The sequence below is a fragment of the Streptomyces sp. 3MP-14 genome (genome assembly GCF_006334905.2).
In the GTDB taxonomy this organism is placed as follows: Bacteria; Actinomycetota; Actinomycetes; order Streptomycetales; family Streptomycetaceae; genus Streptomyces; species Streptomyces triticirhizae.
Genome location: NZ_VDLZ02000005.1, coordinates 397,319 through 410,457, shown reverse-complemented (window position 1 = coordinate 410,457; position 13,139 = coordinate 397,319). Strand labels below are relative to the sequence as shown.

Annotated in this window: 14 protein-coding genes; 10 read left to right on the top strand and 4 right to left on the bottom strand. The window is 73.0% G+C overall.

The features are described from left to right. Window positions 1–98: 98 nt before the first annotated feature. Window positions 99–1,340 (top strand): serine hydrolase domain-containing protein, encoded by a 1,242-nt coding sequence (locus FH609_RS10485; protein ID WP_139667008.1) that lies wholly within the window; start codon window positions 99–101, stop codon window positions 1,338–1,340. 138 nt (window positions 1,341–1,478) lie between these two features. Here FH609_RS10485 and FH609_RS10480 read toward each other — a convergent pair whose 3' ends face one another. Next, a complete protein-coding gene (locus FH609_RS10480) occupies window positions 1,479–2,624 on the bottom strand; it encodes a glutathione-independent formaldehyde dehydrogenase (protein ID WP_139666752.1) in 1,146 nt (381 codons plus the stop codon). A 171-nt stretch (window positions 2,625–2,795) separates the two neighbouring features. On the opposite strand from FH609_RS10480, the gene FH609_RS10475 reads away from it, so the two are divergent. The 7 genes from FH609_RS10475 to FH609_RS10445 all read left to right on the top strand — a co-directional run bounded on the left by FH609_RS10475 (window position 2,796) and on the right by FH609_RS10445 (window position 8,945). Beyond that, window positions 2,796–3,551, top strand: coding sequence for a TetR family transcriptional regulator (locus FH609_RS10475; protein WP_139666753.1), 756 nt, complete (start codon window positions 2,796–2,798; stop codon window positions 3,549–3,551). A gap of 81 nt (window positions 3,552–3,632) precedes the next feature. Beyond that, window positions 3,633–4,601 carry an HpcH/HpaI aldolase/citrate lyase family protein gene (locus tag FH609_RS10470; protein ID WP_139666754.1) on the top strand — a complete coding sequence of 323 codons (969 nt, stop codon included), beginning with the start codon at window positions 3,633–3,635 and terminating at the stop codon, window positions 4,599–4,601. Between the two features lie 634 nt (window positions 4,602–5,235). Then, the gene (locus FH609_RS10465; RefSeq protein ID WP_139666755.1) at window positions 5,236–5,883 is read left to right on the top strand and encodes a phosphatidylserine decarboxylase; all 648 of its coding nucleotides are present in this window, start codon (window positions 5,236–5,238) and stop codon (window positions 5,881–5,883) included. A gap of 61 nt (window positions 5,884–5,944) precedes the next feature. Continuing rightward, window positions 5,945–6,727 (top strand): CDP-diacylglycerol--serine O-phosphatidyltransferase, encoded by a 783-nt coding sequence (gene pssA, locus FH609_RS10460; RefSeq protein WP_226961562.1) that lies wholly within the window; start codon window positions 5,945–5,947, stop codon window positions 6,725–6,727. 144 nt (window positions 6,728–6,871) lie between these two features. Continuing rightward, window positions 6,872–7,528: an MBL fold metallo-hydrolase gene (locus FH609_RS10455; protein ID WP_139666756.1), complete on the top strand. Its 657-nt coding sequence runs from the start codon at window positions 6,872–6,874 to the stop codon at window positions 7,526–7,528. Window positions 7,529–7,624: 96 nt separating this feature from the next. Then, window positions 7,625–8,413, top strand: coding sequence for an exodeoxyribonuclease III (locus FH609_RS10450; protein ID WP_139666757.1), 789 nt, complete (start codon window positions 7,625–7,627; stop codon window positions 8,411–8,413). 109 nt (window positions 8,414–8,522) lie between these two features. After that, window positions 8,523–8,945 (top strand): DUF6278 family protein, encoded by a 423-nt coding sequence (locus FH609_RS10445; protein WP_139666758.1) that lies wholly within the window; start codon window positions 8,523–8,525, stop codon window positions 8,943–8,945. A gap of 96 nt (window positions 8,946–9,041) precedes the next feature. Here the strand turns inward: FH609_RS10445 and FH609_RS10440 are convergent, their stop codons facing one another. From FH609_RS10440 to FH609_RS10430, 3 genes are all read right to left on the bottom strand, one after another. Continuing rightward, a complete protein-coding gene (locus FH609_RS10440) occupies window positions 9,042–9,806 on the bottom strand; it encodes a GntR family transcriptional regulator (RefSeq protein ID WP_139666759.1) in 765 nt (254 codons plus the stop codon). A 65-nt stretch (window positions 9,807–9,871) separates the two neighbouring features. Beyond that, window positions 9,872–10,612: a hypothetical protein gene (locus tag FH609_RS10435; RefSeq protein WP_139666760.1), complete on the bottom strand. Its 741-nt coding sequence runs from the start codon at window positions 10,610–10,612 to the stop codon at window positions 9,872–9,874. Between the two features lie 117 nt (window positions 10,613–10,729). Further along, entirely contained in the window at window positions 10,730–11,917 is a 1,188-nt protein-coding gene (locus tag FH609_RS10430; protein ID WP_193317822.1) for a helix-turn-helix transcriptional regulator, read from the bottom strand. A 135-nt stretch (window positions 11,918–12,052) separates the two neighbouring features. Here FH609_RS10430 and FH609_RS10425 point away from each other — a divergent pair, with 135 nt between their 5' ends. Both FH609_RS10425 and FH609_RS10420 read left to right on the top strand, forming a co-directional pair. Then, window positions 12,053–12,508, top strand: coding sequence for a DUF3224 domain-containing protein (locus FH609_RS10425; RefSeq protein ID WP_226961546.1), 456 nt, complete (start codon window positions 12,053–12,055; stop codon window positions 12,506–12,508). 100 nt (window positions 12,509–12,608) lie between these two features. Beyond that, window positions 12,609–13,115, top strand: a complete 507-nt coding sequence (locus tag FH609_RS10420) for a general stress protein (RefSeq protein ID WP_226961545.1) — start codon at window positions 12,609–12,611, stop codon at window positions 13,113–13,115. The last annotated feature ends 24 nt before the right edge of the window (window positions 13,116–13,139 follow it).

The following is a 13,139-nucleotide window of genomic DNA, read 5'->3' as shown; positions in this document are numbered from 1 at the left end:
GCCCGCTCCATGGTCCGCGTCCCGCCGCGTTCCTACCGTTGGTCTCGCACAGGGAAACGGGAGCGACGCCCGGCGACGGGCGGAAGGCGGCGGTGGCTATGGCGCGGTTCGGCGGTCGGTTGACCAGGGCGTGGGCGTTGACGGCGGGGGCCGGGGTTCTTGCGACCGGGACGGCGATGGTGGTGGCGCCCCAGGGCACGGCGTTCGGTCTGACGAGCGATGCGTCCGACACCTCGCACCAGTCGCGGCTGCAAAGGGATGCGAACGAGGTGGTGGGGACCGGGGCCACCGGGATGGTGGTCGAGGTCGAGGGGGCCGACGGCGAACGGGCCCGGGCGCGGGCCGGGGTGGCGGAGCTGGGGACCAACGAGCCGGTGCCGTGGGGCAGTTACTACCGGATCGGCAGCGACACCAAGACATTCGTCTCGGTGGTCGCGCTCCAACTCGTCGACGAGGGAAGGATCTCGCTCTCCGACACGGTGGAGGACTGGCTGCCCGGCGTGGTGGCCGGCGAGGGCAACGACGGCTCGCGGATCACGGTGGAGAACCTGCTGCGCCAGACCAGCGGGCTGGCCAACTACACCGACGTCATCTTCGGGGAGCCGGGGGCGCTGACCCCGGAGCGCTACCAGGAGAACCGCTTCGTGTCGACGTCGCCCGAGGAGGCGGTCGCGGTGGCGATGACCGAGCCGCCGGGCTGGCTGCCGGACGCCGAGGACCCGGCGGGCGAGACGCGGTGGGCGTACTCCAACACCAACTACGTGCTGGCCGGGATGATCATCGAGGAGGCCACGGGGCACCGCTGGGAGCAGGAGGTGCACGACCGGATCATCGAACCACTGGGCCTTGCGCACACCCTCTCCCCCGGCACCTCGCCCTATGTGCCGCAGCCGACGGCGCACGCCTACCTCCAGTTTCCGGGGCACGAGGAGCTGACGGACACCACGCTGTCGGTGGACGCCGGCGCCGACGGCGCGCTGATCAGCACCCCGGCGGACCGGAACACGTTCCTGCGGGCGCTGATGGACGGCACGCTGCTGTCCGAGGAACGGCTGGCCGACATGCGCCGCACCGTTCCCGCGCCGGACTTCGGCGAGGACGCCGAGTACGGTCTCGGCCTGGTGAAGGCGCCGCGCTGCGGGGAGGACGGGCCGGAGCTGTGGTTCCACGGCGGAACGTCGTTCGGCACGATCTCCGAGGGGGCGGTGACCGAGGACGGATCGGCGGCAGCCAGCGCGGCCGTGTTCACGCTGCGCTTCGATGACACCGAGGGGCAGGAGGCCCAGGACGAGGCGACCCTCGAACTGATCGACAACGCCCTGTGCGGCACCGGGCGTTGACCCAGGACCCGGGGCACAGGTTGGCGCGGGCGGCGACGGTCCACGGAAGGGGATGACCGTCGCCGCCCGCGCCGGCTCGTGCGCCGGAGCGCTCGCGCGCCCCCGCGCCGGCCCTCAGGCCCTCAGGCCCTCAGGCCCTCAGGCCGGGACCAGGTCGGGCTTGAGCAGCACCTTGGTCCAGCCCGGGTCGCGCTTGTCGAAGTGGTCGTACGCCTCCGGCGCCTCGGCCAGCGGCAGCCGGTGGGAGACCACGAAGCTGGGGGTCGCCCGGCCGGCGATGATCATGTCGCGCAGCTGGCGGTTGTACTGCTTGACGTTGGCCTGGCCGGTGCCCATGCGCAGGCCCTTCTCGAAGAACCGGCCCATCTTGACCAGGAGTTCGCCGTGCTTGGCGCTCTCGCTCGGCCCGCCGGGGTCGGCCGGGACATAGAGCCCGACCACGCCCAGCGCCCCGGTCGCGCGCACCGTCTCGATCAGGGTGTTGAGGACGATGGCCGGCTGCTCCTCGCCCTCCTGGACCGTTGCCTGGTAACCCACCGCGTCGATGCCCTTGTCGGTGCCCTCGCCGCCGGTCTGGTCCTTGATCTGCTGGGCGGCGTCGCCCTTCGAGTAGTCGATCGGGATGGCGCCGATCCGCTCGGCCAGCGCCAGCCGGTCGGGCTGCCGGTCCACGACGAACACCCGGGAGGCGCCGCGCAGCAGGGCCGAGTAGGCGGCCATCAGGCCGACCGGCCCCGCGCCGAAGACGCAGACCGTCTCACCGGGGCTGACGCCGGCCAGCTCGGTGGCGTGGTAGCCGGTGGGGAAGATGTCGGCCAGCAGCGCGAAGTCGTCCTCGTGCTGCTCGCCGGCCGGCAGGGTGAGGCAGTTGAAGTCGGCGAACGGGACCCGCAGGTACTCGGCCTGGCCGCCCCGGTAGGGTCCCATCGAGACATAGCCGTAGGCGCCGCCGGCGAAGCCCTGGTTGACCGTGAGGCAGAAGCCGGTCTTGCCGGCGAGGCAGTTCTTGCAGAAGCCGCACCCGACGTTGAACGGGAGGACCACGCGGTCGCCCTTCCTGATCCGGGCGACGCCGGGGCCGACCTCCTCCACCACGCCCATGTTCTCGTGGCCGAACACGATGCCGGGCTCGGCGCCGGTCCGCCCCTCGTACATGTGCAGGTCGGACCCGCAGATGGCGGTGGTGGTGATCCGGATGACCACGTCGTTGGGGTCCTCGATCCGCGCGTCGGGGACGTCCTCGACCTTCACGGAGTAGGGCTCGTGGTAAACGACCGCCTTCACAGCTACCTCCCGACATGCACGGCTCTGCCCCTTTTGGCGGGCTTTGCTCCACCGTAGTGGCGCCCCGATCACCCCGCGAGCCGATCATCGGGCCGGGCCGGCGGCGGGCCTCCCGTTCACCGGCCGGTATCCCTGAGCGCGGTGTCAGAGGGATGGAGTACGTTCCCCTACATGGCTCGTCCGGTGAAGTCCGCTCGCACAGCGCAGTCCTCGCAACGGCGGAAGGTGCGTCGTGACCTCGCGGCGGCGGCGCTGGAGTTGTTCGCGACCAAGGGGTACGAGGCGACCACGGTCGACGAGATCGCCGCCACGGCCGGCGTCGCGCGGCGGACGTTCTTCCGGCACTTCCGGTCCAAGGAGGAGGCGATCTTCCCGGACCACGACGACACCCTGGAGCGGGTGGAGGCCGTGCTCCTCGACGCGCCCCCGCAGGAGAACCCGATCGACACCGTCTGCCGGGGGATCAAGGAGGTGATGCGGATGTACGCCGCCTCGCCCTCCCTCTCGGTGGCCCGCTACCGCCTCACCCGGGAGGTGCCCGCGCTGCGGGAGCGCGAGATCGCCTCCGTCTCGCGGTACGAACGCCTCTTCACCCGCTACCTGTTGAACCGCTATGACGAGCACTCGCACCTGGGCGACGAGCCGCTGCTGGCCGAGGTCGCCGCCTCGGCCGTGGTCACCGCGCACAACCATGTGCTGCGCCGCTGGCTGCGCCGCGACGGGCAGGGGGACGTGGAGGCGGCCCTCGACCACGCGTTCACCATCGTCCGGCGGGCGTTCGGCGACCTGCCGGCGGGCGCCGGGCAGCGCGCGGGCGCGCCGCGCGCGGTCACCGACGGCGAGGTGCTGGTCACGGTGGCGCGCACGGACGCCCCGCTGCCCGAGGTGATGCGCGCCATCGAGCGGGCGCTCGACCAGCGGGGCTGAGCCGGCCGCGCGCCGGACGCGTCGTATCGTCGACGCGTCAACGGCGGCAGCACCGCCACCCGTTCGCTGGAGGAACCCCCGATGACCGACGCCGCCCCGCCCGTTGTCCGGCCGCGCCGCTCCTGCCTCGCGGTGCCGGGAAGCAACCCGCGCTTCCTGGAGAAGGCCCAGGGACTCCCCGCCGACATGGTGTTCCTCGACCTGGAGGACGCCTGTGCCCCGGCCGCCAAGGAGGGGGCGCGCGCCCTGGTGGTGAAGGCGCTCAACGAGGGCGACTGGGGCGACCGGGTGCGCGCGGTCCGGGTCAACGACTGGACGACGCACTGGACCTACCGCGATGTGATCACCGTGGTCGAGGGCGCCGGCGACCGGCTGGACTGCCTGCTGCTGCCCAAGACGCAGGACGCCCAACAGGTCGTGGCCCTCGACCTGTTGCTCACCCAGATCGAGCGGACGATGGGCCTGCCGGTCGGGCGGATCGGCATCGAGGCCCAGTTGGAGAACGCGCGGGGCCTGCTCAACGTTGAGGAGATCGCCGCCGCCTCGCCCCGCCTCCAGACGCTGGTCTTCGGCCCGGCCGACTTCATGGCCTCGATCCGGATGCGGACCCTGGTGGTGGGCGAGCAGCCGCCGGGCTACCCGGCCGACGCCTACCACCACATCCTGATGCGCATCCTGCTGGCCGCCCGCGCCCACGACCTCCAGGCGATCGACGGGCCCTACCTCCAGATCCGCGACGCGGACGGCTTCCGCGCGGCGGCCGGCCGCTCGGCGGCGCTGGGCTTCGACGGGAAGTGGGTGCTCCACCCCGACCAGATCGAGCTGGCCAACGAGATCTACGCGCCGTCCCAGGAGGACTACGACCACGCGGAGCTGATCCTGGACGCCTACGCGCACGCCACTTCGGTGGCGGGCGGGGCGCGCGGGGCGGTGATGCTGGGCGAGGAGATGATCGACGAGGCCAGCCGGAAGATGGCGCTGGTGGTGGCGGGGCAGGGCCGGGCCGCCGGGCTGCGGCGCACCTCGGTCTTCACGCCCCCGGAGGGCTGACCACGCGACGGGGAACGGGGCGCGACGGGGGCGGGCGCGGCGGGAACGGGAACGGCGCGACGGGGGCGGGCGCGGCGGCCCGCGCGTCTCGGCGTCCTCCGGGCCGGCGCGGCGACCCACGCGTTTCGGCCATATCGGGGCCGAACGCGCGACGGCGCGCCCGGCGGCCGATTCTTTGCCGAATGATGGTCGAGCCGCGCGGGCGGGACCATGGCGGAGTTTCGGGGATCTCTCCGGGACTTTTCGGGAGTTCGAGGGAATTACCGGGAGTTCCCCGGATTTCCCGGGCCGGCGGGGAGCGATCGCCCGAACCCGGTTCACCCGTGGGCGGGATCGCGTGACGGAGCCGGAGCAGAGCGTCACCAACGGCCGGTTGACCGGCAAGAAGGGGCCTCCAGGGGCCGCGAGGGTCTTGGAACGATCTTGGAACCGGGCCCGCCCTCCCGACCTCGCCGACCGCCGGAAAGCGCGTGCGGATTATCCGTTTCATCCGTTCGTCCAACGACGTCCCGAAGCCACCGCGCGCCGCCGATGAGCCCGCTGGCTTGCCGAGTTACCGCCGTGGACCTATAGCATCGGGCCTAAGCCGCCTCGCCTCTGACGGGCGCGGCACACATCGCTACGAAGGTCTCTCATGCCTCACCGCTCATCCTCTCTGCCCAGCGGCCGGGTACGTCTGGCCCGAGGCGCCTCCGCCTGGCTGTTCCCCACGGTCGCCACCGCGGCCGTCAGTCTGGTCAAGGCGCGCGGCTCCGCTCGTTGGGCGACGGTGGCCGTGCCGACCACCGCGCTGGCCGCCGGAATGCTGTGGTTCTTCCGCGACCCGGAACGCGAGATCGGCCAGGGCCGGGTGATCTCCCCGGCCGACGGGGTGGTGCAGTCGATCACCGACTGGCCGGACGGCAGGACGCGGGTGGCGATCTTCATGAGCCCGCTCAACGTCCACGTCAACCGGGCGCCGGTCGCCGGCACCGTGGCCTCCGTGCAGCACATCCCCGGCGGCTACATCCCCGCGTTCGACAAGGAGAGCGAGAACAACGAGCGCGTCGTGTGGCGCTTCGACAGCGAGCTGGGCGACCTGGAGATGGTGCAGATCGCCGGCGCGGTGGCCCGCCGGATCGTGCCGTATGTGCCGCAGGGCTGCAAGGTCGAGCAGGGCGAGCGGATCGGGCTGATCCGTTTCGGCTCGCGCGTCGACGTCTACCTGCCCGAGGGCATCGAGCCGGCCGTCGAGGTCGGTCAACGCACGACGGCGGGAGTGACTCGTCTTGACCGTGATTGACCGCAAGTTCACCCGACGATGGGTGGGAGTCGAGGAGGACGGTGACGCCGACGACGACGCCATGTCGTTGTCGATGCGGCTGTCGATAGCGGACACCCTCACCCTGCTGAACGCCACCTGCGGCTTTCTCGCCGTCTACTTCACCACCACCGGCGTGCTCATCCCGCACCTGACCAACAGCGGGGACGCCGGGGTGGTGCGCAACAACGCGGCAACGGCCGTGCTGTTGATGTTGCTGGCCTCGGTCTTCGACCTCTTCGACGGGCTGGTCGCGCGGAAGCTGCGCTCCTCGCCGATGGGCGCGGAGCTGGACAACCTCTCCGACCTGATCAGTTTCGGTCTGGCTCCGGCCTACTTCGTGCTGGTCTGGGGCATGGTGGTCGGCGACGTTCACGAACCGCTCTCCGCGTTGGCCGCGACGGTGGTGCTGCTGGCCGTGGTGCTGCGGCTCGCGAGATTCTCCTGTGTGACGATGCCGGACGGCGTCTTCCAGGGGATGCCCAGCCCGTTCGGCGCGCTGACCGTCGTCTCGATCGTGCTGCTGGAACTGCCGTTCACGCCCACGCTGCTGGCGATCGGCGGGGTGGCCTGGCTGATGGTGAGCCGGGTCGAGTACCCCAAGCCGCGCGGCACCCTGGCCGTCGCGATGCTCTCCTGGATCGTGCTCAGCATGGCGCTGCTGACGGCCTGGGCCTTCGACGCCCCCGGCGGCCTGCTGATGCTTCAGACCGCCTGCTCGCTCCAGCTGGTGCTGGGCGCGGTGATCCCGCTGTTCGCCATGTGCCGCCGGGTCTACGCCTTCCGCGACAACCGCCGCGAGGCGCGCGCCGGCGCGCAACCCTGAGCGCTGACGCGCCGTCCCGATCGCCGGCGCGCCGGACTATGAACCGGTGCGCCGGGCCGAGAACCGGTGCGCCCCCGAGTCCTCCTCTGACAGCCGTCGGGCCGAGCCCGGCGGCTGTCAGTGCTCCGATGCACAATGGGCCGCATGGAGCTGACCAAGAAGGGCCACGCGTGTGTGCGGCTCACCGAGGGCGGGCGCACGCTGGTGATCGATCCCGGCGCGTTCAGCGAGCCGGACGCGGCGGTGGGCGCGGACGCGCTGTTGATCACGCACGAGCATCCCGACCACTTCGACGAGGGGCGGCTGCGCACCGCGCTGGAGGCCGATCCCGGGCTGCTGGTGCACGCGCCGCGCGCCGTCGCCGAGCGGCTGGAGGGTGCGTTCCCCGGCCGGGTGCGGGTGGTCGGGGACGGGGACGCGCTGGAGGTCGCGGGCTTCCCGGTCGAGGTGCACGGCGAGCTGCACGCCGTGATCCACCCGGACCTGCCGCGCGTGACCAACGTCGGCTATCTGGTCACCGCCGAGGGCGGCTCCGTCTTCCACCCGGGCGACGCGTTCACCGTGCCCGGCCGCCCGGTGGACACGCTGCTGCTGCCGCTGGCCGCGCCCTGGAGCAAGTTCTCCGAGGTGGTGGAGTACGTCCGCGAGCTGGCGCCGCGCCGGGCGTTCGCCGTGCACGACGGGCTGCTCTCCGAGATCGGCCTCACCGTCTACGGACGGAACATGGGCCCCCAGGGCCCCGGCGTCGGGCCGACGGAGTACGCGCGGCTGGCCCCGGGCGAGTCCGTCACCCTCGCCTAGGCCGTCTCCGCAGCCGCCGCCCAAGTCCCCACCGGCGCCAGCCCGTTCGCGCCCCGTTCGCCCGTCGTCCCCGTCACTGATCCCGAGAGAGCCGTCATGCGCATCGCCACCTGGAACGTCAACTCGATCACCGTGCGGCTGGAGCGGCTGCTCGCCTGGCTGGAGCGGAGCCAGACCGATGTGCTGTGCCTCCAGGAGCTGAAGTGCGACGCCACCGCCTTCCCTGCGGAACCGCTCCGCGCCGCCGGGTACGAGGCGGCCGTGCACGCCGACGGCCGGTGGAACGGGGTGGCGGTGCTCTCCCGGGTCGGCCTGACCGACGTGGCCCAGGGCCTGACCGGCGGGCCGGCGTTCAACGGCTCGGCCGAGCCGCGCGCGGTCGCGGCCACCTGCGGCGGGGTCCGGGTCTGGTCGGTCTATGTGCCCAACGGGCGCGAGGTGGGCCACCCGCACTTCGCCTACAAGCTGGCCTGGTTCTCGGCGTTGCGGGAGACGGTGGCCAAGGACGCGGCGGGCCCGGTGCCGTTCGCGGTGCTCGGCGACTTCAACGTGGCGCCGACGGACCACGACGTGTGGGACATCGGGGAGTTCGAGGGCGCCACCCATGTCACGGAGGCCGAGCGCACCGCGCTGGCCGAGCTGCGGGGCACCGGGCTGACCGACGTGGTGCCGCGCCCGTTGAAGTACGAGCGGCCCTTCACCTACTGGGACTACCGCCAGCTGTGCTTCCCGAAGAACCGGGGGATGCGGATCGACCTGGTCTACGGGAACGCGCCGTTCGCCGCCGCCGTCTCGGACGCCTATGTGGACCGGGAGGAGCGGAAGGGCAAGGGCGCCTCGGACCACGCGCCGGTGGTGGTGGACCTGACGCTGGACGCCCGCTGAGCGCGCGGAGGGCGTCAAGTGGCCGGCGAGGGGTGGTGGTTGTGCCGTCGGCTGGCGTGAACCGCGCGCCGATGCCGCCCTTTGGTGTCCGGAGTGCGACCCTTGGGACATGAACATCCCTTTCCTGGACAACTGGCGTAGGCGGCCGACCACCGCGACCGACGCCTGGTCGGACACCGAAGGGGTGGCGGAGCTGCTCGGCGAGTGCGAGCTGCTGCGGGACCGGGCGCTGCGGGCGGGGCTCGTCCTGGCCGACACCCCCGTCTCCCTGGAGGCGCTCGACCAGCTCAAGCCGCGCTGGCGGGACGATCCCGAGGAGTTGCCGTGGCTGGCCAACGACGCGGGGCTGTATCTCGGCACGGTGATCGTGCGGTGCGTGCCGGGGGCCCGTTGGGGCCCGGGTCCTGACGGGCGCCCGGTGGTGGAGATGGCCTCCGGCCGGCGGGTCGACGTGGTCGAGGTAGGCCGGGAGTGGGCGGAGGCCGGTTCCCCCGAACTGTCCCAGGTCTACGCCGAGGTGGCCGAGAACTGACGGCGGCGGGGCGGGCCCGGGGAGCGGGCGCGGCCTCGGGCGATGGCGCGCGTTCGGGCGCGTTCAGGGGCACGGTGGGCGCCCGGCCAAGCCGGCTCAGCCGCCGAAGGCGATCGTGTACTCCAGGCGCCAACGGTCCCCGGGGACAACGGTGTCGGAGGTCTCCACGGCGCGGTCGTCCGCGTCGTAGTGGGTGCGTTCGACGGCCGTCACGCACTGGCCGGGCGAGCAGCCGAGCGCCTCCGCCTCGGCGCCCGTCGCCGGCCGCGAGCCGACGACCTCGCGGGCCCGCACCACCCGCACCCCGATGGCGGCGAACCGGCCGCGCACCCCGCGACGCGCGTAGGGACCGCGCTCGGGAAAGGCCACGTCCGTGCCCTCGGTGAGGGCCAACGGCTCCCAGCTGGTGGACAGTTGCAGCGGCCGCCGGTCGGCCAGGTACTCGTACTGGGTACACATCAGCGGCTCCCCGTGGGGGACGCCGAGCCGCTCGGCGATGCCGGGCGGGGCGACCGTGGGCGTGGAGACCGCCTCCCAGGTGATCTCGGGCTGCTCGCTCAACTCGCCGAGCAGCGCGGTGACTCCGGCGGCCAGCGGGGAGTCCACGGCGTCCGTGGAGCGCAGCAGCGCGCCGATGGGGGCGCGGTCGCTGACGAAGACCCCGCGCCCGAACTGGCCGGTGGCGTACCCCGCCGCCTTGAGGACGCGCACCGCGCGGTCCACCGTCTGGTCGCTGGCCCCGTAGGTCCGCTTCAGCTCGGCCCGGGAGGGGATGCGCGCCCCCACCGGCAGGGCTCCCTCGTCGATCTGTCGACGCAGATCGTCCGCGATGCGCTGGTACATCGGCCGGCTGTCGCCCATCCAGGAACTCCCTTCCACGGCCACGAGGCGTACGTACCCGTTCGCACAGGCTACGTCACACCGCGTCAGAGTTCCTTACTGGTGGTGAGCCCCGGCGGTCGGGTGGTGGCCGCCTTGGTCACGTCGGCGACCAGTTCCACCACATCCGCGCCATATGCCTGGGAGTTGACGACCTTGAGCAGCAGGCAGAACGTGCCGGACGAGCCGTGCTTGCGGGCCAGCCGCGCGTGATGCCTGGCCAGATAGCGGGTGGCCGCCTGGTTGGTGACCGAGCGCTGGCCGCAGGCCAGGAAGACCGGGCGGTCGCCCTCACCCGCCGTCAGCCGGGCGAGCAGGACGTACTCGGCGACGCCGGGGTCGAGTCGGTAGCGCTCGCTGCCGATGTGCAGGGCCCAGCGGTCGGGCCCCTCGGCGTCGGTGTTCACCAGCACGCCCGGCAGCAGGCTGGAGAGGTGGGCCGCCGTGCGGCGGTTGGCGACGGGTCCGCCGAGGCAGAACTCGGTGCGCTCCCCGAAGCCCTGTTGGGCGGTCTCGCCGGATATCAGCTGGGCGGTGGCGCCGCAGTTCCTGATCACGGCGGCCAACTCCAGCAGCGCCAGCACGTCGTTGCGGCCGACGGCGCCGTCGGCTGTGGTGTCGCGGCCGACGACCAGCAGGCACTCGGAGTTGTCGGGGAGCCCGAAGAAGTTCTGTTGGCGGCGGCGGGCGCGGGTGGCCAGCCGGCCGCGCAGCGCCGCTCCCAGCACGAGGGCGACCAGCGCGGTGGCGGCCACCGCGATCACGAGCAGCAGCGCTTCGTCATCCATGGCCGGGAATCTACCGGCGCGCGGTGACGGGCACGAGCCCCTTCGGGCGGCAGTCCACGGGAGCGAGCGCCGGAACGCCGGGCGCGCGGTGGGTGGTTCGCGCCGTGGGGGTTGGCGTCATGCCGTCGCGTTCCGGCCAGATGTCGGGGCGGGCGGCGCGGAGCCGGGCGGCGCTGGCTCGTCGGGCGCGGGACCGGGCGACGCGGGACCGGGCGACGCGGGACCGGCCGGCGCGGGACCGGCCGGCGCGGGACCGGCCGGCGCGGGACCGGCCGGCGCCGGGTCCTCGGGCGCGGGTCCTTCGGGTGCTGGCTCGTCGGCGTAGCGGCGGGCCAGGCCGCGCACCGCCTCGGCGACGGCGGCGCGCAGCGCGGGCGGCCCCAGCACCTCGGCCTCGTCGCCCAGCCGCAGCAGGTCGCCGACGGCGATGGCCGTGGACTCCACGGCCAGGTCGACGACGCGCCAGCCGTGCTCGTCCGGGGGCGCGGCCTCGGCCAGGGCCTGCGCGCCGGGGGCGCCGTAGAGCATGGTCAACAGCCGCCCGGCGCGCGGCGATATCCGCAGCCGCGCTGTCTGGTGGTAGCGGGCGGCCTCCAGCGCGCGGGTGGACTCGGCCCAGTGCGCGGCGAGGTCGAAGTCGGCCGGGCGCTCGAAGCGTTCCTCGCCCAGGCGCACCTCGCCGAAGCGGGCCACCCGGTAGCCGCGCACCCGCCCCTCGTCCTCGGTCGTCACCTCCGGGCGGTGGCGGAGCGCCAGCAGGTACCAGATGCCGCTCTTGAGGACGAGGCCGAGCGGGCGCAGCTCCCGTTCGCCCGCGCCGTGCCAGCCCCGGTAGTGGGCGTGGAGGGGGCGCTGCTCCCAGACGGCCCGGGCGACGGCGGCCAGTTGGGGAACGGGCTCGGCCTCCCGGAACCAGCCCCGGGCGTCGAGGTGGAAGCGCTGGGTGATGCGTTCGGTGCGCGCGGCCAGTTCGGCGGGGAGCGCGGCGCGCAGCTTCAGCTGGGCGGCGGCGAGTTCGGCGCCCAGGCCCAACTCCCGGGCGGCGCCGGGGACTCCGGCCAGGAAGAGCGACTCGGCCTGGCCGTCGGTGAGGCCGGTGAGCCGGGTGCGGTAGCCCTCCATCAGCCGGTAGCCGCCGGCCGGGCCCCGGTCGGCGGTGACCGGGACGCCGGAGGCGGCCAGCGCCTCGATGTCCCGGTAGACGGTGCGCACCGAGACCTCCAGCTCGGCGGCCAGTTCGGGGGCGGTCAGCCGGCCCCGGTTCTGGAGGAGCAGGAGGAGGGAGAGCAGTCGGTCCGCGCGCATGTTTCTCATTGTGCGGCCGTACCTGACAGAAGATGTCAGGTACGGCGATGAGAGTGGTCACTGCACAGCGCGAAACGGGCAGTTCCGCGCACTTTCGGCAAATCGCTCTGCGTTCGGAAAGACCAGGAGAATACTGTGCCCAGCACCTCGATCGACCAGGCCAGCACCGCCCACACACACCAGCTCACCGGCACCTTCTCCTCTGCCGACTGGCAGGAGCGCGCGCTCACCCCCGAGGGCGCCGAGGGTCCCCGGCTCGCCCAGGCCACGGTCACCAACCACTTCTCCGGCGGCGTGGAGGCGGCGGACACGTTCTGTCACTACGCGATCGTCTACACCCACGGGCAGGTGGGCAGCTTCACCGGGCTGGAGTCGCTGACCGGCACGGTGGACGGCCGGGCCGGCAGCTTCGCCCTGGAGGAGCGCGGCTCCTTCACCGAGGACGGCTCGGTGACCTGCGAACTCACCGTGGTGCCCGGCAGCGGCACGGGCGAGCTGGCCGGGCTGACCGGGGCGGGCGGCTTCGTCTACCGGGCCGGTACCAAGGACGTTCCCTACACGTTCGGCTACACCCTGCCCGAGGGCGACTGACCTCGGGCGGAACGGGGGCCGCCGGCCGGGGTCAGGGTAGTCCGGCCGGCGGGCGGGTACCCGGGGCGTTCGGGAAGCGCAACGGGAAGGGAGCCGTCCGATGTCCCGGATGTCGATGTTCCAGCAGGTCCCGGTCGAGGACGCGAGCGCGGCCGCCGGCCGGCCGGTGGTGGGTTCCTACCCCGACTACCCGCGCGCCCAGCGGGCCGTGGACTTCCTCTCCGACAACCGCTTCCCCGTGGAGCGGACCGCCATCGTGGGCACGGACCTGCGCATGGTGGAGACGGTGCTCGGCCGGCTGACCCGGGGCAGGGCGGCCGGCGCCGGGGCCGGGGCCGGCGCCTGGTTCGGCCTGCTCGTGGGACTGCTGCTGTCGCTCTTCGCGGAGAGCGGGGCCAGCGTCGTGTTGCTGATCCTCAGCGGTGTGGTCTATGGCGCGATCTTCGGGGCGATCCTCGGCTTCGTGGGCCAGGCGATGACGGGAGGCCAGCGCGACTTCGCCTCGCGCAGCCGGATCGTCGCCGCCCACTACGACGTCGTCGCCGACGAGGAGGTGGCGGAGGAGGCCAGGAACCAGCTGATCAAGCTGGGTTGGCGGGAGAGTTGACGCTCCGCCCGACCGCTTTGCCCG